Raw genomic sequence first — 21,909 nt, 5'->3', positions numbered from 1 at the left:
GGGAAGGACTTCTTGGGCACGGGCACGGCCGGGTGGCGGTGGTCGGGCGCGGCGGCGTCCGACGGCCGGGGCGTCGGGTTGGGCATTACTGGATCGCCACCTTCACGATGCCGGTCAGCGCGATCTGGGCGAGCGCGAGCGGGATGAGTACGGTCCAGGACAGCTTCTGGAGCTGGTCCTCGCGCAGGCGGGGGTAGGTGACCCGGAGCCAGATGACGGCGAAGGCGAGGAGCGCGGTCTTCAGCAGGGTCCAGGCCCAGCCGTCGACGAACGGGCCGTGCCAGCCGCCGAGGAAGAGGACGGTCGTCAGCGCGCAGAGCACGACGATGCCCGCGTACTCGGCCAGGAGGAACAGGGCGAACCGCAGACCGGTGTACTCGGTGTACGCGCCGAAGATGATCTCGGAGTCGGCGACCGGCATGTCGAACGGCGGGCGCTGGAGCTCGGCGAGGCCCGCGGTGAAGAACACCAGGGCGCCGACGATCTGCCAGGGCAGCCACCACCACTCGAAGGCGTTGACGATGCCGGGCAGCGAGACCGTGCCGGCGGCCATCGCCACGGAGGCGGCGGCCAGCAGCATCGGCAGCTCGTAGGCGAGCAGCTGGGCGGCCGTACGCAGACCGCCGAGCAGGGAGAACTTGTTGGCGGACGCCCAGCCGGCCATGAGGCTGCCGAGCACGCCCACGCCCATGACGGCGAGCACGAAGAACAGGCCGGCGTCGAGGACCTGGCCGACCGCGCCCTCGTGCGGGCCGACCGGGATCGCGACGAGCACGAGCAGGTAGGGCAGCAGCGCGACGGCGGGGGCGAGCTGGAAGATGCGGCGGTCGGCGCCGGCCGGGACCACGTCCTCCTTCTGCGCGAACTTCACGCCGTCGGCGACGAGCTGGGCCCAGCCGTGGAAGCCGCCGGCGTACATGGGGCCGAGGCGGCCCTGCATGTGGGCCATCACCTTGTGCTCGGTCTGCCCGATCACGAGCGGGAGCACGAGGAAGACGGCGAAGACGACGATCAGTCGCAGCGCGACGTCGAGGACGTCGTTCACGCGTCGCCTCCGGTGTCGTTGTCAGGGTCGGTGGTGGGCTTCCGCGGCGCGGGCTCCTGCTCGGCCTCGGGCTTCGGTCCGGCCTCGGGCTCGGCCTTCGGCCCGGCCTCGGGTTCGGGCTTCGGCACGGGCTCGGGCGTCGGCTCCTCGGGGCTCGGCCCGGGCTCGGGCCGCTCCGCCCCGGGCTGCGGGGCCTGGGCCTGGGCCTGGACCTGGGCCGCATCGTCGAACGCCGGGCGCGGGTTGTGCCAGGGGGCGTCCGAACTGCGGACCGGCGGCGTGGCGGGGGTGTCCGTTCCGGGGGTCTCCGCGGCGGCCTGGCTCGCGGAGCCGTCGGCCGCGCTGCGGGTGCGCCGCGGCGGGCGTGCCGGCCGGGCCGGGCCCTCGCCGGCCGCGGCCGCGGCGGGTCCGGCGGGCGCGTCGGCAGCTGCCGTGGCCCCCGGGGCTGCCGGGGCCGCGGGTCCGGCCGGGACACCGGGGCCGGGGGTGGCCTCGGCGGCCTGGCTGGCCGAGCCCTGGGCGGTCGTGCGGGCCCTGCGGACCGGGCGGGCCGGGGCCTCGGCGCCCTCGGTCGCCGGCTGGCTCGCGGAGCCGGCCGCGGCGGTACGGGCGCGCCGGGCCGGAGCCTCGCCGGCGGCCCGCGGGGTGCGGGCCGGGCGGGTGGGCGCCGGCGGCAGCTGACCCTTGAGGGGGCCCCAGTCGTTCGGGTCGGGCACGCCGGGCGGCAGCATCGTGCGGCGCTTCGGGCCGGCGTGGTCGGCCGCGCCCTCGCCCGGCTCCTTCGCGCCCGGCCAGGCCTTGGCGACCCGGGCGGCGAGGACGAAGTCCTTGCGCAGCGGGTGGCCCTCGAAGTTCTCGGGGAGCAGCAGCGGCACCAGGTGGGGGTGGTCGGTGAAGGTGACGCCGAACATCTCGTACGTCTCGCGCTCGTGCCAGGCGGCGCCCGCGTACACCGCGACGGCCGAGGGCAGCGCGGCCGCCTCGTGCGGGACGGTGGTGCGCAACAGCAGGCGCCGTACACCACCCGTCAGGGCCACGACGTGGGCGGCGACGCGGAAACCGGTGCCGGGCTCGTCGACCGCGCTCAGCCAGTCGAAGTACGTGCAGCCGAGCTTGTCGCGGGCGGTCTCCAGCGCGGAGATCCACGACGCGGTGGGCACGTCGACGGTGAGCAGGTCGTACGCCGCCTCGGCGGTGGCCTCGGCGCCGAAGAGCTCCGTGACGGCCTCGGGCAGCAGGTCGTAGGGGTGCATCACTGGCCCTCCCCCTGGTCCTCGCCGGCCGCGGTGCCGGACCCACCGGCGGCGGCGCCGGGCGGCGTCACGGGGGTGCCGGGCTTCGCCTCGGGGGCCGTGACCAGACCGCTGGTCAGCTCGGTGACCGAGGGGCGGACGGCACCGTACCGCTCCTCGAGCGACTCCCGGGCGATCTTCTCCTGGAGCTTGAGGATGCCCTGGAGCAGCGCCTCGGGGCGGGGCGGGCAGCCGGGCACGTAGACGTCGACCGGGATGATCTGGTCGACGCCCTTGGTGACGGAGTACGAGTCCCAGTAGGGCCCGCCGCAGTTGGAGCAGGCGCCGAAGGAGATGACGTACTTCGGCTCCGGCATCTGCTCGTAGAGCCGCTTCACGGCCGGGGCCATCTTGTCCGTGACGGTGCCCGAGACGATCATCAGGTCGGCCTGGCGCGGACCGGGCGCGAAGGGGATCACGCCGAGCCGGATGAAGTCGTGCCGCGCCATGGACGCGGCGATGAACTCGATCGCGCAGCAGGCCAGGCCGAAGTTGAAGACCCAGAGGCTGTAGCGGCGTCCCCAGTTGAGGACGACCTTCATCGGCTCCGGCGCCAGCCGGGCGAGTGCGCCCAGCCGCTTGGGCTCCGGCAGCAGCTGCGGGGCGGCGGCACCGGCGTCCGGGGCGGCACCCGCGTTCTGGCTCTGGCTCGTCACGTCCATTCGAGGACGCCCTTCTTGTATGCGTACAGCAGGCCGACCGCGAGGAAGCCCAGGAAGATGAACATCTCGACCAGGGTGGTGGCCCCGTAGCCGGGGGCGGCGAAGACCGTCGCCCACGGGAAGAGGAAGATCGAGTCGACGGCGAAGATGACGTAGAGGAACGCGTAGACGTAGTAGCGGACCTGGGTGTGCGCCCAGCCCTCGCCCACCGGGTCCACACCGCACTCGTACGTCAGGAGCTTCTCGGGCGTGGGCACGACGGGGCGCAGCAGGCGGCCGGCGCCGAAGGCCACGGCGACGAAGAGCACGCCGATGAGCGCGAGCAGTCCGACGACCGAATAGCTCTCGAAATAGTCGGCCGCGGTTACGGTCACGGCCGCCACCGTCCGTTCGGGCACGTCCGCTCCTCGTTCTCGGCCACTGTCGACGATCTGTTACGCACGGGAGTCTAGGCCCTGCTAAAAGCGGGGTGGGGTTATCCCCCGTTCACCGCCACCCGGCCACCCCATGGCACGAGCCGCACCCGATTGGGCAGGCTGTCGGTCATGAGTACGAGCAGCTCGGCCCCTCTCGCAACCGGCGGCGACCGTCCGCTCCCGTCCGTCCGGCCCGCCTTCGACGCGGTGACGTGGCGGGAAATCGGACATCTGCTGGCGAACCTGCCGATGTCGTTGATCGGTTTTGTTTACACCGTGTTCATGATTTCGGTCTCCGGCGGCCTCGCCGTGACCGCCGTCGGGCTTCCCCTGCTCGCCGCCGGGCTGCTCGGGATGCGTGCGCTCGGCCGGGCGGAGCGGGTGCGGGCGCGGCTGCTGCTCGGCACGCACGTGGACGAGCCGTCGGCGATCCCCACCCGCGGGGGCTTCTTCCCCTGGTTGTGGACGAGCCTGAAGGATCCGGTGGGCTGGCGCGCGGTGCTGTACTGCGCGATCCGGCTCCCGTGGGGCGTCCTCACCTTCACCATCGCACTCACCGGGCTGTTCGTCCTCTGGCCGGTGCTGCCGTACATCGCCCGGCTGCTGGCGAACGCGGACCGCGCGATGGTCCGGGGGCTGCTCGCGCCCTCCGACGAGCTGGAGCGGCGGATCGCCGAGCTGGAGTCGGGGCGCGGGGTCGTGGTCGACACGGCGGCCGCCGACCTGCGGCGCATCGAGCGGGACCTGCACGACGGGGCCCAGGCCCGCCTGGTGAACCTGGCGATGGGGCTCGGGCTCGCCAAGGAGAAGCTGCTGGAGGACCCCGACACGGCGGCGGCGATGGTCGACGAGGCGCACGGCGAGGTGAAGCTGGCCCTCCAGGAGCTGCGGGACCTGGCCCGGGGCATCCACCCGGCGGTGCTGACCGACCGGGGGCTGGACGCGGCGCTGTCGTCGGTGGCGGCCCGCTGCACGGTGCCGGTGAAGGTGTCCGTGGATCTGCCGGGCCGGCCGGCGGAGGCCATCGAGGGGATCGCGTACTTCACCGTCTCCGAGCTGCTGCAGAACGTCAGCAAGCACGCGCGCGCCACGGCGGCGAGCGTCGAGGTCTGGCGGGACGGACGCCGGCTGCTGCTGCGGGTGGCGGACGACGGGGTCGGCGGGGCGGACCCCGGGCGCGGGACGGGCATGGCGGGGCTGGCGGAGCGGCTGTCCGCGGTGGACGGGGTCTTCGTGGTGACCTCGCCCGCGGGGGGCGGGACGACGGTGACGGCGGAGTTGCCGTGGCGGGACCGGGGGTGACCCCGGGGTCGTACGGGGTGGGGATAACCCCCCGTTCGGGAGGCCGACGGACCGGATGGTTCCGAAAGGCGGCCCGACCGAGGGTGGAGGGGTACTGACCGGACCGGGACGGGAGTGGGACATGGCGATCGGGGAGCGGCTGGGCGGGGTGCCGGGGACGCCGTTCGCGGGGCGGCGGCGCGGGGTGCTGGGGGCGCCGTTCGCGGGGCGGACCTGGCGTGAGTTCGGGCACCTGATGATCGGGTTCCCGCTCGCCGCGCTGTACTTCTCCTTGACGGTGGCCATGCTCTCGGTCGGGGCCGGCCTGCTCGTCACCTTCGTCGGCGTCCCGGTCCTGGCCGTCACGCTCGGCGTGTGCCGCGGCTTCGGGACCCTGGAGCGCACCCGTGCCCGGCTGCTGCTCGGCCTGGAGGTGGCGGCGCCGGAGCCGGCCGTCCGGCGCAGGCGGGGCGCGGCGGCCTGGATGGGCGCGATGCTCAAGAGCGGCGCCAACTGGCGGCACGCGCTGTACATGATCGTCCACTTCCCGTGGGCGGTGTTCTCCTTCACCGTGGCGATCACCTTCATGACGTACGGCTGGGCGATGGCCCTCTACCCCGCCTGGCACTGGGTCCTGCCGACCTTCACCGACCAGCCCGGCCTGCAGCTGTACGACGACGGCCCCGGCGACGGCTTCTACCTCGACACCCCGTACCGCATCGCCGTCGCCTGCCTCATCGGCGTCCTCGTCGTCTTCGTGACCCCCTGGGTGCTGCGCGCCCTGACCACCGTGGACCGGGTGCTGGTCGCGGGCCTGCTCGGACCGTCCCGGCTGGTCACGCGCGTCACCGAGCTGGAGTCGGACCGGGGTGCGGCGGCCGACACCGCCGCCGCCGACCTGCGGCGCATCGAGCGGGAGCTGCACGACGGGGCCCAGGCCCGGCTGGTGAACCTGGCCATGGACCTGGGCCTGGCCAAGGCCGCGCTCGCGCGGGACCCGCAGGCCGCCGCCCGCCTGGTCGACGAGGCGCACGGCGAGGTGAAGATCGCCCTGCGGGAGCTGCGCGACCTGGCCCGGGGCATCCATCCCGCGGTGCTGACCGACCGGGGCCTGGACGCGGCCCTGTCGGCGGTGGCCGCGCGGTGCGCCGTCCCGGTCACGGTGCGGGTGGACCTGCCGGGCCGGCCGGCCCCGGCGATCGAGGGCCTGGCGTACGTCACGGTGGTGGAGCTGCTGGAGAACGTCAGCCGGCACGCCGGGGCCCGGTCCGCGGGCGTGGACGTCTGGCGGGCGGACGACCGGCTGATGGTGCAGGTGACGGACGACGGCCGGGGCGGGGCCGCGGCCGCGGCGGACCCGGCGGCGGGCGCGGGCCCGGGCGCGGGCACCGGGCTGGCGGGGCTGGCCGGCCGGATCGGTGCGGTCGACGGCGTCCTCGACGTACGGTCCCCGGTCGGCGGGGGCACACGGGTGACCGCGGAGCTCCCCTGGCGCGGGTGACGGCGGGCCTCCCCCGGTCCCGGTGACGGCGGCGTCCGCGGCGGGTCTCCCCCGTCGCGGACCCGAAGGCTGAGCCTGGCCTCAACCGAGCCCCTGGAACGGCATGCTTGGCTGTACCGGACACGCCGGAACGAGCCGAAGAGCCGAGCGGGGAGCTGCTGTAGTGGAGCAGGACAAGGTGCGGGTGGTCATCGCCGAGGATTCGGTGTTGCTGCGGGAGGGGCTGACGCGGCTGCTGACCGACCGGGGCCACGAGGTCATAGCCGGCGTCGGTGATGCCGACGCGCTGGTCAAGACGATGGCGGACCTCGCCGCCGAGGGTGCCCTGCCGGATGTGGTGGTGGCCGACGTACGGATGCCGCCGACCCACACCGACGAGGGTGTGCGGGCCGCGGTGCGGCTGCGTGCCGCCTATCCCGATCTCGGCGTCCTCGTGCTGTCGCAGTACGTCGAGGAGCGGTACGCCACCGAGCTGCTGGCCGGGTCCAGCACGGGCGTGGGCTACCTGCTCAAGGACCGGGTGGCCGAGGTGCGGGAGTTCACCGACGCGGTCGTCCGGGTCGCCCGGGGCGGCACGGCGCTCGACCCCGAGGTGGTCGCCCAGCTGCTGGGCCGCAGCCGCAAGCAGGACGTGCTGGCGGGCCTGACGCCCCGCGAGCGCGAGGTGCTGGGCCTGATGGCGGAGGGCCGGACGAACTCGGCGGTCGCACGACAGCTGGTCGTCAGCGACGGGGCGGTGGAGAAGCACGTCAGCAACATCTTCATGAAGCTCGGGCTGTCACCCAGTGACGGGGATCACCGCAGGGTGCTCGCCGTCCTCACCTATCTGAATTCATGACTGCCTGACAACCTGTCAGATAGTCGAGAGCCGGAACACACGCCGTAGGCCAGGCGTCTCGGCGGGCTCGTCTCACTTTTGCGTCCAGCATGTGAGAGGCCCGAGGAAGGGCACCCTTACCGACGTAGGGTTGGCCTTGGGACGCGCACGCCTCGAAGGAGGTCCAGTTCAGTGACCAGCCAGGTCAGTAGCCCTGCCGAGCAGGCCGACGGCGCCGAGGAGGCCGTCGTCGGCGAACAGCGCACGCCCGCGGACGCCGCCGGCGCGAAGGGCGAGAAGGAAGTCCGCAGGCTCGACCGTGTGATCATCCGCTTCGCGGGTGACTCCGGTGACGGCATGCAGCTGACGGGTGACCGTTTCACCTCGGAGACGGCGTCGTTCGGCAACGACCTCTCCACCCTGCCGAACTTCCCCGCCGAGATCCGCGCCCCCGCAGGCACCCTGCCGGGCGTCTCCTCGTTCCAGCTGCACTTCGCCGACCACGACATCCTCACCCCGGGTGACGCGCCGAACGTGCTGGTGGCGATGAACCCGGCGGCCCTGAAGGCCAACATCGGGGACGTGCCGCGCGGCGCGGAGATCATCGTCAACACCGACGAGTTCACCAAGCGCCCGATGGCGAAGGTGGGGTACGAGACCTCGCCGCTGGAGGACGGCTCGCTCGACGGCTACTCCGTGCACCCCGTACCGCTGACCACGCTCACGGTCGAGGCGCTGAAGGAGTTCGGCCTGTCCCGCAAGGAGGCCGAGCGCAGCAAGAACATGTTCGCGCTGGGCCTGCTGTCGTGGATGTACCACCGGCCGACCGAGGGCACCGAGGCGTTCCTGCGGCAGAAGTTCGCGAAGAAGCCCGACATCGCCGAGGCGAACGTGGCCGCCTTCCGGGCCGGCTGGAACTTCGGCGAGACGACCGAGGACTTCGCCGTCTCCTACGAGGTCGCCCCCGCGACGAAGGCCTTCCCCGCGGGCACCTACCGCAACATCTCCGGGAACCTGGCCCTGTCGTACGGCCTGATCGCGGCGGCCCGGCAGGCGGACCTGCCCCTCTACCTGGGCTCCTACCCGATCACCCCGGCCTCCGACATCCTGCACGAGCTCTCGAAGCACAAGAACTTCGGCGTGCGCACGTTCCAGGCCGAGGACGAGATCGCCGGCATCGGCGCCGCCCTGGGCGCGGCCTTCGGCGGCGCGCTGGCCGTCACCACCACCTCCGGCCCGGGCGTGGCCCTGAAGTCGGAGACCATCGGCCTGGCGGTCTCCCTGGAGCTCCCCCTGCTGATCGTGGACATCCAGCGCGGCGGCCCCTCGACCGGCCTGCCGACCAAGACCGAGCAGGCCGACCTGCTGCAGGCGATGTACGGGCGCAACGGCGAGGCCCCGGTCCCGATCGTCGCGCCGAAGACGCCGGCGGACTGCTTCGACGCCGCCCTGGACGCGGCCCGGATCGCGCTGACGTACCGCACGCCGGTGTTCCTGCTCTCGGACGGCTACCTGGCCAACGGCTCCGAGCCGTGGCGGATCCCCGACCCCGACGAGCTGCCCGACCTGCGCACGCAGTTCGCCACCGGCCCGAACCACACCCTGGCCGACGGCACCGAGGTCTTCTGGCCGTACAAGCGCGACCCGCAGACCCTGGCCCGCCCCTGGGCGGTGCCGGGCACGCCGGGGCTGGAGCACCGGATCGGCGGCATCGAGAAGCAGGACGGCACGGGCAACATCTCCTACGACCCGGCCAACCACGACTTCATGGTCCGCACCCGCCAGGCCAAGACCGACGGCATCGAGGTCCCCGACCTGACCGTCGACGACCCGGACGGCGCCCGCACCCTCGTCCTCGGCTGGGGTTCCACCTACGGGCCGATCACGGCCGCCGTCCGCCGCCTGCGCCTGGCCGGCACCCCCATCGCACAGGCCCACCTGCGCCACCTCAACCCCTTCCCGCGGAATCTGGGCGAGGTCCTGGAGCGTTACGAGAAGGTAGTGGTGCCGGAGATGAACCTCGGGCAGCTCGCGATGCTGCTCCGCGCGAAGTACCTGGTCGACGCCCGGTCCTACAACCAGGTCAACGGAATGCCCTTCAAGGCCGAGCAGCTCGCCAAGGCCCTCAAGGAGGCCATCAATGACTGAGACGACGGCTCGTACCGAACCGGCGCCCCGCTCCCTGCTCTCCCTCGTTCCGAAGGCCGACGGACCCCAGTCCGCGAAGGACTACAAGTCCGACCAGGAAGTGCGCTGGTGCCCGGGCTGCGGCGACTACGCCGTCCTCGCCGCCGTGCAGGGCTTCATGCCCGAGCTCGGCCTGGCGAAGGAGAACATCGTCTTCGTCTCCGGCATCGGCTGCTCCTCCCGCTTCCCGTACTACATGAACACCTACGGGATGCACTCCATCCACGGCCGCGCCCCGGCCATCGCCACGGGCCTGGCCACCTCCCGCCGCGACCTGTCCGTCTGGGTCGTCACCGGCGACGGCGACGCCCTCTCCATCGGCGGCAACCACCTCATCCACGCCCTGCGCCGCAACGTCAACCTCAAGATCCTGCTCTTCAACAACCGGATCTACGGACTCACCAAGGGCCAGTACTCCCCCACCTCGGAGCTCGGCAAGATCACCAAGTCGACGCCGATGGGCTCCCTGGACGCCCCGTTCAACCCCGTCTCGCTGGCGCTCGGCGCCGAGGCGTCGTTCGTGGCCCGCACGGTCGACTCCGACCGCAAGCACCTCACCGAGGTGCTGCGCCGGGCGGCCGAGCACGACGGCACCGCCCTGGTGGAGATCTACCAGAACTGCAACATCTTCAACGACGGCGCCTTCGAGGTCCTCAAGGACCGGGACCAGGCCCAGGAGGCGGTGATCCGCCTGGAGCACGGGCAGCCGATCCGCTTCGGCACCGACCTGCGCAACGGCGTCGTCCGCGACCCCGCCACCGGCGACCTCAAGGTCGTCGAGGTCACGCCCGAGAACGAGGGCCGGATCCTGGTGCACGACGCCCACGCGGACTCGCCCACCACCGCCTTCGCGCTCTCCCGCCTGGCCGACCCCGACACGCTGCACCAGACGCCCATCGGCGTCTTCCGCAGCGTCGAGCGGCCGGTGTACGACACCCTCATGGCGGACCAGCTGGACGCGGCCGTCGAGCAGAAGGGCAAGGGCGACCTGTCCGCCCTGCTCGCCGGCAACGACACCTGGACGGTCGTCGGCTAGTACGCCGTACGCCGCCGGACGCACACGGGCCCGGATCCCGGCACCTCAGGGTGCCGGGATCCGGGCCTCGTCGTCGGCGGCCGCCACCGGGGCGTGCCCCCGGCGCCGGCGGGCGGCTCAAGCCACGGCGGTGCTCACGCCACGGCACGGCGGTGCTCAGGCCAGCGCGGCGGCGATGGCCGCGGCGACCGGGGTGGTCGGGCGGCCGATCAGGCGCGCCAGGTCGCCGGTGGTGCCGGCGAGGCGGCCGCGGGCGATGGCGGCGTCCACGTCGACCAGGATCGCGGCGAAGCCCTCGGGCACGCCGGCGCCCTTGAGGATCTCCAGGTGCTCCCCGGCCGGCACGTCGGCGTGCGCGACGTCCTTGCCGCTCTGCGCCGCCACCTCGGCCGCGTACTCCGCCAGGCTCCAGGCGTGGTCGCCGCTGAGCTCGTACACCGCGTCCAGGTGCCCGTCCCCGGTCAGGACGGCGGCCGCGGCCGCCGCGTAGTCCGCGCGGGCGGCGGAGGCGATCCGGCCCCCGCCCGCGCTGCCCACGACCGCGCCGTGCGCGAGGACGCCGGCCAGGTTGCCGGTGTAGTTCTCGTGGTACCAGCCGTTGCGCAGGAAGGTGTACGGCAGGCCGGAGTCCAGGACGGCCTGCTCGGTGACCTTGTGCTCCGCGGCCAGGTCGAAGTCCGCGTCAGGGCCGCCCAGGATGCCCGTGTAGGCGAGCTGGGCCACGCCCGCCGCCTTGGCCGCCGAGATCACGGCGGTGTGCTGCGCGACCCGGCGGCCGACCTCGTTGCCCGAGATCAGCAGGACGCGGTCGCCGGCGCGGAAGGCCTTGACCAGGCTCTCGGGGTCGTCGTAGTCGGCGATCCGCAGCTCGACGCCGCGCGCGGCCAGCTCGGCGCCCTTGCGCTCGTCGCGGACCGCGGCGACGACCTCGGCGGCCGGGACGCGGGCGAGCAGCTCCTCTATGACGAGGCGGCCGAGGGCTCCGGTGGCTCCGGTGACGACGATGCTCATGACGGGACTCCTTCGGTAGCGGATGAGCACTACCTTACAGAAAGCGCTAACTTTTGGAAAGTGTCTTGAGTGCCGCCACGCCCCGGAAGCACCAAGGAGCCTCCGCGGGCAGTCAGGAGCATCACGCGTCAACGGACATGACACGAGAGGTGTCCTGAAGCTACCGTCGTGAGGTCGGCGTACGGCGGTCAGGAGGATCCGTGGAGACAGGCAGCGAGCGGCGCGCGGGGTTGCTCTACGGCTTCGGCGCGTACGGGATGTGGGGACTGGTCCCGCTCTACTGGCCGCTGCTGCAGCCGGCCGGGTCGGTGGAGATCCTGGCGCACCGGATGGTGTGGTCCCTGGCCGTGGTGGCCCTGGGCCTGCTGGCGATACGCCGCTGGGGGTGGATCTCCGAGCTGCTGCGCCAGCCGCGCCGGCTCGCGCTCCTGGCCGCGGCCGCGGCCGTGATCACCGTCAACTGGGGCCTGTACATCTGGGCGGTCAACAACGGGCACGTGGTCGAGGCCTCGCTCGGCTACTTCACCAACCCGCTGGTCAGCATCGCCATGGGCGTCCTGCTGCTCGGCGAGCGGCTGCGGCCCGCCCAGTGGGCGGCCGTCGGCATCGGCGCCACCGCGGTGCTCGTGCTCGCGATCGGCTACGGGCGGGCGCCCTGGATCGCGCTGACCCTCGCCTTCTCGTTCGCCACGTACGGCCTGATCAAGAAGAAGGTGGGCCTCGGCGGGCTCGAGTCGCTGGCCGCCGAGACCGCGGTCCAGTTCCTGCCCGCCCTCGGCTACCTGCTGTGGCTGGGCTCCACCGGCCACTCCTCCTTCACCTCCGGCGGGCCCGGGCACGCGGCCCTGCTGGCCTCCACCGGCGTCGTCACCGCCATCCCGCTGATCTTCTTCGGGGCCGCCGCGATCCGGGTGCCGCTGTCCACGCTGGGACTGCTCCAGTACCTCGCGCCCGTCTTCCAGTTCTCGCTCGGCGTCCTGTACTTCCACGAGGCGATGCCCCCCGAGCGGTGGGCCGGCTTCGGTCTCGTGTGGGCCGCGCTCGCGCTGCTGACGTGGGACGCGCTGCGGACCGCCCGCCGGTCCCGGGCCCGGGCCCAGGAGGCGCTGCGCGCGGCCGACCTCGCCGCGCGGTCGGCGCCCTCCGACCGGGAGGCCGGGCCCGCGCCGGCCCGGCAGGCCGTCCCCGCGCCCGCGCCCGTCCCCGAATCGACCCCCGCGCCTCGCGCAGAGCACGCGTAACCCTCGAGCATCCCAGGACGAGCGCTCGTAACCGCCCAGGTTACGAGCGCTCGTCCGTATGTCGAACGGCTCTGACCGAATTGCGCTCTTGACGCAGAGTCAGACCCTCGCTGACCATCGGCTCGCACAGCAGCGCGAACGCTCCACGACCTCGCGCCGATCCCCAGCCGTGCCGTTCCACGCTCCACGCTCCACCGCGCCGTCAGCAAGAACAGCTCCGCCAGCTCGTCTCGCACTGATCACGCACGTTCCGTCCTGTCCCTGTACGGAATCACTTCGGAGCCCCCACATGAGCCTCTCCGCCTCACGGCGGCTGGCCGCCACGACCGCGCTCGCGGTCGCCGGCCTGCTCGCCGCCACCGCGCCCGCCGCGCTCGCCGTCCCCGCGTCCGCGGCCGCCGCACCCACCCCGCCGGACATCCCGGTGGCCAACGTCAAGGCGCACCTGTCCCAGCTGCAGTCCATCGCCACCGCCAACGGCGGCAACCGGGCCCACGGCCGCACCGGCTACAAGGCCTCGATCGACTACGTGAAGGGCAAGCTGGACGCCGCCGGCTTCACCACCACGCTGCAGACCTTCACCTCCAGCGGCGCCACCGGCTACAACCTGATCGCCGACTGGCCCGGCGGCGACCCCAACTCCGTCCTGATGGCCGGCTCCCACCTCGACTCGGTGACCTCCGGCCCCGGCATCAACGACAACGGCTCCGGCTCGGCGGCCGTGCTGGAGACCGCGCTGGCCGTCTCCCGCGCCGGGCTCCAGCCCACCAAGCACCTGCGCTTCGGCTGGTGGGGCGCGGAGGAGCTGGGCCTGATCGGGTCGAAGTACTACGTGAACAACCTGCCGAGCGCCGAGCGCGCGAAGATCTCCGGCTACCTCAACTTCGACATGATCGGCTCGCCGAACCCGGGCTACTTCGTCTACGACGACGACCCCGCGCTGGAGAAGGTCTTCAAGGACTACTTCGCCACCCTGAGCATCCCGACCGAGATCGAGACCGAGGGCGACGGCCGCTCGGACCACGCCCCGTTCAAGAACGCGGGCATCCCGGTCGGCGGTCTGTTCTCCGGCGCCGACTACACCAAGACCTCGGCGCAGGCCCAGAAGTGGGGCGGCACGGCCGGCCAGGCCTTCGACCGCTGCTACCACTCCTCCTGCGACACCACGGCGAACATCAACGACACCGCCCTGGACCGCAACAGCGACGCCATCGCCTACGCGATCTGGACCCTGGGCGCCGGTACGACCGTCCCGCCGGGCCCGTCGTTCGAGAACACCGCCGACGTGGCCGTCCCGGACTCCCCCGGCGCGGCCGTGACCTCGCCGATCACCGTCTCGGGCGTCGCGGGCAACGCGCCCTCGACCCTGAAGGTGGACGTGAACATCGTCCACACCTGGCGCGGCGACCTGGTCGTCGACCTGGTGGCGCCGGACGGGACCGCGTACCGGCTGAAGAACTCCTCCTCGAACGACTCGGCGGACAACGTCGTGGCGACGTACACCGTCAACGCCTCCAGCGAGGTCGCGAACGGGGTCTGGAAGCTGAAGGTGCAGGACGTGGCCGCGCAGGACACCGGCTACATCAACAGCTGGAAGCTCACCTTCTAGCTCCGCGGACCCTCGAGGACCCGACCGGGCCTACGCGCCCATGACGGCCCGGAGCTCCCCGGCGATCGAGGCGGTGTCGGCGTTGCCGAGCTTGGCCGCCTCGACGAGGTCCCCGAGGAGCTCCGGAGAGGGCAGCTGCTTCGCTCCCGCCACCCGCAGGTACGAGCGGGTGGCGGCAGCGGCGTAGAACTCGTTCATCGGCGACTCCAGCGCCGGGCAGACGGCGAGGGTGTGCAGGAAGGCGGCGGCCCGCCAGGCGATGTCCGGGGCGGGCGCGTCCGGCAGCAGCACGAGGTCGCTCTGGTGGCGCGCCACGGCGGCCACGATCCCGGACGGGTCCCAGACCGCGGGATCGGACGGCAGATGGTGGGCCAGCGCGGTCCAGGCCCACTCCTCGGTGATCTTCATCATGTCCCGAAGCGCTCCTGGAAGTAGCCCCAGTGGACGGCGAACTCCTCGATGCCGGCGAGGAAGTCGCGCCGGTCCTGGTCCAGTTCGCGCTCGGTCACCTCGGTGATCAGGGCGGTGACGGTCGTCCCCAGGGCCGCCGCACGCGCCTTGAGGCGCTCGTGGAACTCCTCGTCCAGGCGGATGGTGACGTGTCTCGACATGCCGCACACGCTACCGCCGCCCGTGCGCACGGAACACCGGAACGGGTGAAGGGGCGACCCGGGACACACGTCCCGGACCGCCCCTGCGCCCGACCACGGGCCTACGGCTAGTTCGCCGCGTCGGCCGCCTTCACGAGCGCGTCCTTCGTGACCGCGCCCACGTACACCTTGCCGTTGTCCGTCATCAGGACGTTGATGACGCGGGTGGAGAAGACCTTGCCCTGACCGAACTTCCCGGAGACCTTGTCGCCGATCGAGTCGAGGAAGCCCTGCGCCTCCTTCGGGACGTTCTTGTCGCCCTTGGCGGTGCCCAGGCCCTTGCCGCCCGGGACGGTGATCTCGGTGATGGTGGCCCAGCCCTCGCCGATCGTGCGGGTGGTGGCGTCCCCGCCGTTCGCCCCGCCGGTCAGGTCACCGAGGCCGGGCAGCACGTCCAGGCCCTTGAACGGGTTGTCCCGGCCCTCGTCCCAGCCCTTGCCCCAGTTCTTGCCGCCCTTGCCGTCGGGGCCGCCGAACTCCTTCTCGGCGTCCTTGCCCTCGGTCACCTTCGCGCCGGGCGGCGGGGTGAAGTCGAACTCGTCGGCGGACGGCTTGCCGAAGGACACCTTCGTGAACCCGGCCTCGACGATCGGCTTGCCACCCTCGCTGGAGAGCGCCTGCACGCGCAGCGGGGTGTAGTTCTTCGCGTCCACCGCGATCTTGATGGAGTCGATCGTGGAACCGCTCTGCTTGGGCTCGAGGACCAGCACGTACGCGTCCCGGCCCGCGACCTGCGCGGTGTCGCCGACCCGCACGTCGGTGGTCGGCCCGGCGGCCTTGAGCAGCTCCTGCGCGAACTCCTTCGGCGTGGCCGGCGCGTGGTCGCCCCGGTGGGCGCGCCCCTTGCCGTCCTTGCCGGCGCCGGCCTCGTCGGCGGTCTCGTGGAAGACCTGGTTCGAGGCGCTGTCGAAGCCCCAGACGTCCTTGCCGTCGTGGATCAGGCTGTACTCCTCCTTGCCCTCGACCAGCGTCAGCTTCTGCCGGTCCGGGCCGTCGGCCGCCACCTTGAAGGTGTGCGTGCCCGACGCCAGCTGGGTCAGCTTGCTCTGCGGGTCGGCCGAGCCCGGTCCCTTGCCCCCGCCGCCCGTCGCGCCGGCCAGGGCGCCACCGAGCAGGCCGTCGGTGAAGGACGGCAGCCCGAGGTCCACGCTCACCTTGGCGGTGCCGGACAGCTGCTCGGTGTCCGAGGCGGCGATCTTCTCCAGGAGCTCCTGCGCCGAGACCTTCGGCAGGTCGGGGCTGCCGTTCGCCGCCAGGGCGGGGACCAGGCCGATCGTGGCGGCGGCCACGCCCGCCACCGCGACCGGTACGGCGTAGCGGGCGGCCTTGCGGCGGCCCGGGCGGAGCTCCGCGGCGTCGTCGGCCGGCGTGCCCTCGGGAGTACCGCTTGCGTTCGGTGCCATGTCGTCCTGCCTCCGTGTCACCCGTTGTGTCCCCGTCGCGTCACCCGATGTGGTGGGGGACCGTGCATCAATCTGACCAAACGGCAGGCTCCGAGGCGTCAGCCCGTGGATTCAACTCCGCGTACGACGCAGGTATGAGACAAAACGGACCGGCCTCCCCCGTCCCGTAGGGGACGGAGGAGGCCGGCGTACGTCGTGGGGAGGCTCAGCCCGCGCGGTGGACCACCGCGTCGCACAGCTCCTCCAGCGCGGACTTCGCGAAGCACGCGGGCAGCGGGGCGAGCAGCGCCCGGGCCTCCTCCGCATACCGGACGGTGACGCGGCGGGCCTGCTCCAGCGCCGGGTGGACGCGCAGCCGGGTCAGCGCCTCGGCGTGCCGGGCGTCGTCGGTGAGGTCGCCGTCGAGCAGGGCGACCAGGTCGAGGTCGTCGGCGTCGGCGTCGCGCTCGGCCAGCTCGCGCAGCAGCAGCACGGGCAGGGTCGGGATGCCCTCGCGCAGGTCGGTGCCGGGGGTCTTGCCCGACTCGTGGGAGTCCGAGGCCACGTCGAGGACGTCGTCGGCCAGCTGGAAGGCCAGGCCGAGCCGCTCGCCGTACTGGGTGAGGATGTCGACGGTCCGCTCGTCGGCGCCGGACATCATCGCGCCGAACCGGCAGGAGACGGCCACCAGCGAGCCGGTCTTGCCCGCCATGACCTCCAGGTAGTGCTCGACCGGGTCCCGGCCGTCGCGCGGCCCCGCGGTCTCCAGGATCTGGCCGGTGACCAGCCGCTCGAAGGCCTCCGCCTGGATGCGCACGGCCTCGGGGCCGAGGTCCGCCAGGATGTGCGAGGCGCGCGCGAAGAGGAAGTCACCCGTGAGGACGGCGACGGAGTTGCCCCAGCGGGTGTTCGCGCTGGGCACGCCGCGGCGGACCTCCGCCTCGTCCATGACGTCGTCGTGGTACAGCGTCGCCAGGTGCGTGAGCTCCACCACGACGGCGGAGGGCACGATCTTGGGCGCGTACGGGTCGCCGAAGCGCGACGCGAGGAGCACCAGCAGGGGGCGGAAGCGCTTGCCGCCCGCGCGCACGAGGTGCTGCGCGGCCTCGGTGATGAAGGGGACCTCGCTCTTGCAGGCTTCGAGCAGACCCTCCTCGACGGCGGCCAGGCCGGCCTGGACGTCGCTCTCGAGAGCCTGGTCCCGCACGCTCAGTCCGAACGGCCCGACGACGGTCACGAGGGGTACTCCTGTCTGCTGACGATCACACGGATTGTCGATGTGTCGCTGCCTTCACTCAAGTCAGCGTATCCGGTCCATTTTCGATCACCGAGAGCGCCCGGACGCCAGCGCGGACGCACCGCCCGAAGAGCCCCGGTATGTTCGTTTTAAGTCGATCACCAGCGGGGAGCGATTTTTGTCCAGAACGACGATCCGCACCGGGTTCCCCTACGAGACCGCGCACGACGACGTCCGGATCCCCGTGGACGGGGGCGCCTCCCGGGCCGGCGGCACCGGTCGGGGGGTGGAACTGTACGCCCGGATCTGGCGCCCGCTGACCGACCGCCCGGTCCCCGCCCTCCTGGAGTACGCCCCGGACCGCCTGACCGACCGCAGCGGCCCGCGCGACCGGCAGCGCCACCCCTGGTACGCGGGCCACGGCTACGCGTCCGTACGGGTGGACGTGCGCGGTCACGGCAACAGCGGCGGCCACCCGGGCGACGTGCACGACGCCCGGGAGCTGGCCGACGGGGTCGCGGTGGTCGAGTGGCTGGCGGCCCGGCCCTGGTGCGACGGCCGGGTCGGGATGTTCGGGATCGGCCGCGGCGGCGGCAACGCGCTGCGGATCGCCGCGCTCGGGCCGGAGCCGCTGAAGGCGGTGGTGGCGGTCGGCGCGCCGGACGACCGGTACGACGGCGACGCGCACCACCTCGGCGGCTCCGTGCTGGGCGTCGGCGCGCACGCCCGCGCCGCGGCCCTGCTGGCCGCCGCGTGCCGGCCCCCGGACCCCGCGTACGCCGGCGAGGGCTGGCGGGAGCAGTGGCTGGACCGGCTGGAGTCCGTGGAGCCGCTGGCCCACCGCTGGCTGGCGCACCAGACCCGGGACGCGTACTGGCGGCAGGGCAGCCTCCGGGAGGCGTACCCGGCCCTCGCCGCGGGCGCCGCGGTCCTCGCGGTGGGCGGCTGGCACGACCCGTGCCGGGACACCGTGCTGCGGCTGGTCTCCGCCCTGCCGCCGGACCGGGTGCGCGGGATCATCGGGCCCTGGTCCCACCAGTACCCCGACGGGGACCGGCCACCGGGCCCGGCGATCGGCTTCCTCCAGGAGACCCTGCGCTGGTGGGACCACTGGCTCAAGGACGCGGACACGGGCGTCATGGCCGAGCCGCTGCTGCGGTCGTGGATCGGCGCGTCCCGGCCGCCGGCCACCACGTACGAGCGGAGCGAGGGCCGCTGGGTGGGCGACCCGGCCTGGCCCTCGCCCCACGTCACCCCCGTGGTGTACGGCCTCCAGGGCGACGAGGTGGCGGTCGCCTCGCCGCAGCACACCGGGCTGGACGCGGGGCGCTTCCGCCCCCGCGGCGGCGCCGCCGACCTGCCGCCCGACCAGCGGGAGGAGGACGCGAAGTCGGCCTGCTTCGAGTTCGCGGTGGGGGCCGCCCCGGTCGAGGTGCTCGGGTCGCCGGCGGTCCGGCTCCGGCTGCGGATGGACGTACCGCACGGGCAGGTCGTCGCCCGGCTGTGCGACGTCGCGCCGGACGGGGCCTCGACGCTGGTGGCGCGCGGGGCGCTGAACCTGGGGTCGCGCGAGGGGCCGGACCGCTCCGTGGCCTGGCCTCCCGCGGCGGCGGGGGACGTGTCCTTCGAGCTGGACGCCGTCGGGTACCGGTTCCCGCCCGGGCACCGGATCCGACTCGCGCTCTCCTCCGCGTACTGGCCCTGGATCTGGCCCCGGCCGGGGTCGGAGGCCGGCTGGACGGTGCGGCCGGCCGCCAGCGTCCTGACGCTGCCGGTACGGACCCCCACGGCGGACCGGGTGGCCTTCGAGGCCCCGGAGCAGGCGCCGCCGCTCGGCGTCGCCGTCCCGGAGACCTTCGACGAGCCGCGACCCGAACGCCTGGTGGTCCGCGACGTGGCCGCCGGGTCCTGGCGGCTGGAGGTGGACCCGCCCTCCGGGACGCGGGCCTACCCCGACGGACTCGAGTACACGGAGGACGCCCGGGACGTGTACGAGATCCGGTCGGCGGACCCCCTCTCCGCCCGCGCGACCTCCGAGTGGCGCATCCGCCTCCACCGGCCGGAAGAGGCGTGGGACGTCCGGGTCGAGACCCGCTCGTCCACGGCCTGCGACTCGTCCGCGTTCACCCTCTCGAACGAGGTCGTCTGCCGGGAGGGCGACGAGGTGGTCTTCCACCGCACCTGGGAACGCCGCCTGCCGCGCGAAGCGGGCTAGAGCTAGGCGTACAGCCGCTCCAGCACCACCGCGATGCCGTCCGCCTCGTTCGACAGGGTGATCTCGTCGGCGACGGCGCGGAGTTCGGGGTGGGCGTTGGCCATCGCGACGCCGTGGCCGGACCAGGCGAACATCGGGATGTCGTTCGGCATGTCACCGAAGGCGATCGTCGACGACGGAGACAGCCCGAGCGCCCCCGCGACCAGGGAGAGCCCGCTCGCCTTGGTCACGCCCGGCGGCTGCAGCTCCACGGTGTGCTCCCCCGCCATGGTGACGTTCACCAGGTGCCCGACCACCTGCCGGGCCACCCGCGTGAGCTCGTCGTCGTCCAGGCGCGGATGCTGGAGCAGCACCTTCAGGATCGGCTCGGTCCACAGCTCCGCCCGCCCCCGCGCACGGACCACCGGCAGGTGCGGGTGCTGCATCCGGTAGCCCGGCGCCATCACCATCGCGCCGCCGACCCCGTCCCGGTCGACCGCCGCGTACACCTCGCCGATCTCCGCCTCGATCTTGCCGAGCGCGACCTCCGCCAGCTCCCGGTCCAGGGCCGTCGAGCTGAGCATCCGCCCCTCGCCCGCGTCGTACAGCTGCGCCCCCTGGCCGCACACCGCGAGCCCCGCGTAGCCGAGCCCGTCGAGCACGTGCCGGACCTGCGGGACGGGGCGTCCGGTGACGACCACGTGCCGCGCGCCCGCGGCGCGCGCCCGCGCGAGCGACGCGTACGAGCGGGGTGAGACGGTGTCCCCGGCGCGCAGCAGCGTGCCGTCGAGGTCCGTGGCGATCAGGGCGTACGGGAGGGCCGAAGTCACGGCGTCAAGGATACGGATCTTTACCGGGACCCTTATGGACAAGTCATATAAAGAGACACCGAATCCGGCCTCCCGCCCCGCCCGTCCCCCACGTAACGTGTGCTCCGCACTGTGATACGCCGGGACACCCCCGGACCGCGCGGAAAGCGAGGCAGCACCCCATGCCCGAGCAGAGCCCCCTCGACCTGCCCGAGGGCGACCCCTTCGGTCCGCACAATCTGCCCTACGGCGTGTTCTCCACCGGTGACGGCTCCACCCGCCGCATCGGCGTCCGCCTCGGGGACCACGTCCTCGACGCGGCCGCGGCCGCCCGCACCCTGCGCTCCGCGCACGCCGACCTGCTCGACCGGCCCGTGCTCAACCCACTGCTCGCCGCCGGCCGCACCGTGTGGACCGAGGTGCGCCGCACCCTGACATCCGCGGTCACCGACCCGCAGCACCGCGAGGCCGTCGAGCCGCTCCTGCACCCCCTCGCCTCCGTCACGCTGCACCTGCCCTACGAGGTCGCCGACTACGTCGACTTCTACGCGAGCGAGCACCACGCCACCAACGTGGGCCGCATGTTCCGCCCCGACGGCGACGCGCTCACCCCCAACTGGAAGCACCTGCCGATCGGTTACCACGGCCGCTCGGGCACCCTCGTCGTCTCCGGCACCGACGTCGTCCGCCCCTCCGGCCAGCGCAAGGCCCCCACCGACCCGGCCCCCGTCTTCGGCCCGTCGATCAAGCTCGACATCGAGGCCGAGGTCGGCTTCGTCGTCGGCACGCCCTCCGCACTCGGCGAGCCGGTCGCACTGGCCGACTTCCGCGAGCACGTCTTCGGCCTCTTCCTCCTCAACGACTGGTCCGCACGCGACATCCAGGCCTGGGAGTACGTGCCGCTCGGCCCCTTCCTCGGCAAGTCCTTCGCCACCTCGGTCTCCGCCTGGGTCACCCCGCTGGACGCCCTGGAGAACGCCCGCATCGCACCCCCGACCCGCGACTTCCCGCTGCTGCCGTACCTCGACGACGCCGAGACCGAGCCGGCCGGCTACGACCTGCACATCACGGTGTCGATCAACGGCCAGGAAGTGGCGCACCCGCCGTTCGCCACCATGTACTGGACCGCCGCCCAGCAGCTGGCCCACATGACCGTCAACGGCGCCTCCCTGCGCACCGGCGACGTCTACGGCTCCGGCACCGTCAGCGGCCCCGAGACGGCCCAGCGCGGCTCCCTCCTGGAGCTGACCTGGAACGGCCGCGACGCCCTCGAACTCACCGACGGCAAGCGGACCTTCCTGGAGGACGGCGACACCGTCACCCTCACCGCCTGGGCCCCGGGCCCGAACGGCACCCGCACCGCCCTCGGCGAGGTCACCGGCACCATCACCCCCCGCTGACACCGCCGGCAAGCTCCAGGACCCACCCGGGCCGCCGAATCCTCGGCGGTGCCTGGTGGGTCCCGTGGTGTGTGGGGGAGGCGCTTGACGGGGGTGGCAGGCTGGACCGGAGGCAGGCCCGGGCCGGAGGTGGCCGAAG

Annotated in this window: 19 protein-coding genes; 9 read left to right on the top strand and 10 right to left on the bottom strand. The window is 73.1% G+C overall.

Annotated elements, in window-relative coordinates; all coding sequences use genetic code 11:
- Positions 1 to 85: 85 nt before the first annotated feature.
- Genes ACIQCH_RS25325 through ACIQCH_RS25310 form a run of 4 tightly spaced genes read right to left on the bottom strand, consistent with a single transcriptional unit; the run spans position 86 to position 3,397 of the window.
- Entirely contained in the window at positions 86 to 1,045 is a 960-nt protein-coding gene (locus tag ACIQCH_RS25325; protein ID WP_030201688.1) for a complex I subunit 1 family protein, read from the bottom strand.
- Entirely contained in the window at positions 1,042 to 2,298 is a 1,257-nt protein-coding gene (locus ACIQCH_RS25320) for an NADH-quinone oxidoreductase subunit C (RefSeq protein ID WP_402584444.1), read from the bottom strand. Before ACIQCH_RS25320 ends, ACIQCH_RS25325 begins: the two co-directional genes overlap by 4 nt.
- Complete coding sequence (locus ACIQCH_RS25315) at positions 2,298 to 2,999, bottom strand: NADH-quinone oxidoreductase subunit B (RefSeq protein WP_402584442.1); 702 nt, start codon at positions 2,997 to 2,999, stop codon at positions 2,298 to 2,300. The genes ACIQCH_RS25320 and ACIQCH_RS25315 overlap by 1 nt, the downstream gene beginning before the upstream one ends.
- On the bottom strand, positions 2,990 to 3,397 hold the full coding sequence (locus ACIQCH_RS25310; RefSeq protein ID WP_030201698.1) for an NADH-quinone oxidoreductase subunit A: 408 nt from the start codon (positions 3,395 to 3,397) through the stop codon (positions 2,990 to 2,992). The genes ACIQCH_RS25315 and ACIQCH_RS25310 overlap by 10 nt, the downstream gene beginning before the upstream one ends.
- Before the next feature lie 147 nt (positions 3,398 to 3,544).
- On the opposite strand from ACIQCH_RS25310, the gene ACIQCH_RS25305 reads away from it, so the two are divergent.
- The 5 genes from ACIQCH_RS25305 (at position 3,545) to ACIQCH_RS25285 (ending at position 10,237) form a co-directional block, all read left to right on the top strand.
- Positions 3,545 to 4,717 (top strand): sensor histidine kinase, encoded by a 1,173-nt coding sequence (locus ACIQCH_RS25305; RefSeq protein ID WP_402584440.1) that lies wholly within the window; start codon positions 3,545 to 3,547, stop codon positions 4,715 to 4,717.
- 121 nt (positions 4,718 to 4,838) lie between these two features.
- The gene (locus ACIQCH_RS25300) at positions 4,839 to 6,197 is read left to right on the top strand and encodes a sensor histidine kinase (protein ID WP_402584438.1); all 1,359 of its coding nucleotides are present in this window, start codon (positions 4,839 to 4,841) and stop codon (positions 6,195 to 6,197) included.
- Positions 6,198 to 6,375: 178 nt separating this feature from the next.
- Positions 6,376 to 7,035, top strand: coding sequence for a LuxR C-terminal-related transcriptional regulator (locus ACIQCH_RS25295; protein ID WP_402584542.1), 660 nt, complete (start codon positions 6,376 to 6,378; stop codon positions 7,033 to 7,035).
- 171 nt (positions 7,036 to 7,206) lie between these two features.
- Positions 7,207 to 9,162: a 2-oxoacid:acceptor oxidoreductase subunit alpha gene (locus ACIQCH_RS25290; protein ID WP_402584436.1), complete on the top strand. Its 1,956-nt coding sequence runs from the start codon at positions 7,207 to 7,209 to the stop codon at positions 9,160 to 9,162.
- The gene (locus ACIQCH_RS25285) at positions 9,155 to 10,237 is read left to right on the top strand and encodes a 2-oxoacid:ferredoxin oxidoreductase subunit beta (RefSeq protein ID WP_402584435.1); all 1,083 of its coding nucleotides are present in this window, start codon (positions 9,155 to 9,157) and stop codon (positions 10,235 to 10,237) included. The genes ACIQCH_RS25290 and ACIQCH_RS25285 overlap by 8 nt, the downstream gene beginning before the upstream one ends.
- A 156-nt stretch (positions 10,238 to 10,393) precedes the next feature.
- Here the strand turns inward: ACIQCH_RS25285 and ACIQCH_RS25280 are convergent, their stop codons facing one another.
- Positions 10,394 to 11,248 carry an NmrA family NAD(P)-binding protein gene (locus tag ACIQCH_RS25280; protein ID WP_402584433.1) on the bottom strand — a complete coding sequence of 285 codons (855 nt, stop codon included), beginning with the start codon at positions 11,246 to 11,248 and terminating at the stop codon, positions 10,394 to 10,396.
- Between the two features lie 257 nt (positions 11,249 to 11,505).
- Here ACIQCH_RS25280 and rarD point away from each other — a divergent pair, with 257 nt between their 5' ends.
- Both rarD and ACIQCH_RS25270 read left to right on the top strand, forming a co-directional pair.
- Entirely contained in the window at positions 11,506 to 12,489 is a 984-nt protein-coding gene (gene rarD, locus ACIQCH_RS25275) for an EamA family transporter RarD (protein ID WP_402584540.1), read from the top strand.
- 289 nt (positions 12,490 to 12,778) lie between these two features.
- Positions 12,779 to 14,098 (top strand): M28 family metallopeptidase, encoded by a 1,320-nt coding sequence (locus tag ACIQCH_RS25270; protein WP_402584431.1) that lies wholly within the window; start codon positions 12,779 to 12,781, stop codon positions 14,096 to 14,098.
- 30 nt (positions 14,099 to 14,128) lie between these two features.
- Here the strand turns inward: ACIQCH_RS25270 and ACIQCH_RS25265 are convergent, their stop codons facing one another.
- The 4 genes from ACIQCH_RS25265 to ACIQCH_RS25250 form a co-directional block, all read right to left on the bottom strand.
- Positions 14,129 to 14,509: a hypothetical protein gene (locus ACIQCH_RS25265; RefSeq protein ID WP_234332309.1), complete on the bottom strand. Its 381-nt coding sequence runs from the start codon at positions 14,507 to 14,509 to the stop codon at positions 14,129 to 14,131.
- A complete protein-coding gene (locus tag ACIQCH_RS25260; protein WP_107048526.1) occupies positions 14,506 to 14,709 on the bottom strand; it encodes a hypothetical protein in 204 nt (67 codons plus the stop codon). The genes ACIQCH_RS25265 and ACIQCH_RS25260 overlap by 4 nt, the downstream gene beginning before the upstream one ends.
- Before the next feature lie 107 nt (positions 14,710 to 14,816).
- Positions 14,817 to 16,151, bottom strand: a complete 1,335-nt coding sequence (locus ACIQCH_RS25255; RefSeq protein ID WP_402584429.1) for an outer membrane lipoprotein carrier protein LolA — start codon at positions 16,149 to 16,151, stop codon at positions 14,817 to 14,819.
- Between the two features lie 205 nt (positions 16,152 to 16,356).
- Positions 16,357 to 17,367, bottom strand: a complete 1,011-nt coding sequence (locus ACIQCH_RS25250) for a polyprenyl synthetase family protein (protein ID WP_402584427.1) — start codon at positions 17,365 to 17,367, stop codon at positions 16,357 to 16,359.
- A gap of 178 nt (positions 17,368 to 17,545) precedes the next feature.
- Between ACIQCH_RS25250 and ACIQCH_RS25245 the strand changes: the two genes are divergently transcribed.
- Positions 17,546 to 19,582, top strand: a complete 2,037-nt coding sequence (locus ACIQCH_RS25245; protein ID WP_402584425.1) for a CocE/NonD family hydrolase — start codon at positions 17,546 to 17,548, stop codon at positions 19,580 to 19,582.
- Between the two features lie 2 nt (positions 19,583 to 19,584).
- On the opposite strand, the gene ACIQCH_RS25240 is transcribed toward ACIQCH_RS25245, so the two are convergent.
- Positions 19,585 to 20,391 (bottom strand): HAD family hydrolase, encoded by an 807-nt coding sequence (locus tag ACIQCH_RS25240; protein WP_402584423.1) that lies wholly within the window; start codon positions 20,389 to 20,391, stop codon positions 19,585 to 19,587.
- Positions 20,392 to 20,552: 161 nt separating this feature from the next.
- On the opposite strand from ACIQCH_RS25240, the gene fahA reads away from it, so the two are divergent.
- Positions 20,553 to 21,770: a fumarylacetoacetase gene (fahA, locus tag ACIQCH_RS25235; RefSeq protein ID WP_402584421.1), complete on the top strand. Its 1,218-nt coding sequence runs from the start codon at positions 20,553 to 20,555 to the stop codon at positions 21,768 to 21,770.
- The last annotated feature ends 139 nt before the right edge of the window (positions 21,771 to 21,909 follow it).

It is taken from the genome of Streptomyces sp. NPDC093225, from assembly GCF_044753805.1.
In the GTDB taxonomy this organism is placed as follows: Bacteria; Actinomycetota; Actinomycetes; order Streptomycetales; family Streptomycetaceae; genus Streptomyces.
Note: the sequence above shows the minus strand (reverse complement) of the source record. Positions and strands in the feature narration are given on the sequence as shown.